Origin of the sequence: Veillonella sp. ZSJB6 (assembly GCF_051549505.1) — a bacterium.
In the GTDB taxonomy this organism is placed as follows: domain Bacteria; phylum Bacillota; class Negativicutes; order Veillonellales; family Veillonellaceae; genus Veillonella.
The window spans coordinates 1-271 of sequence record NZ_JBPUGE010000053.1 but is presented as its reverse complement, the minus strand read 5'-3'; the positions used below and the strand labels follow the sequence as shown (position 1 = coordinate 271).

The 271-nt window shown below is 55.7% G+C and carries 1 protein-coding gene; it reads left to right on the top strand.

Annotated features, from left to right (window positions below; translation table 11 throughout):
• Window positions 1–245 (top strand): DMT family transporter (locus ACSV5T_RS09860; protein ID WP_438320996.1); only part of this gene is annotated, 245 nt, incomplete at its 5' end.
• Window positions 246–271 lie beyond the last annotated feature (26 nt).

Here is a 271-nt window from a genome sequence, read left to right as displayed (position 1 = left end):
GTCGCGTCGAGCCGCTTTATTTGTCAGGGGGCGCGTTCGCTGCGTTCATCTTGTTCAGCAATATGACGGCCGTGCATGAACTCGGCGTCACGTTGACGATTTCATTGTTTCTCATCGCCCAGCTTGCCCTCGCACTTGTCATCGACTGGCGCGGCTGGTTCGGGATGTTGCGCCGTGACTTGAACCGGACGCAACTGCTCGGGGTCGTCATGATGATTGTTGGGATTCTCGTATTGAAAGGGTGACGTGCGATGGAGCAGATTGACCGTTA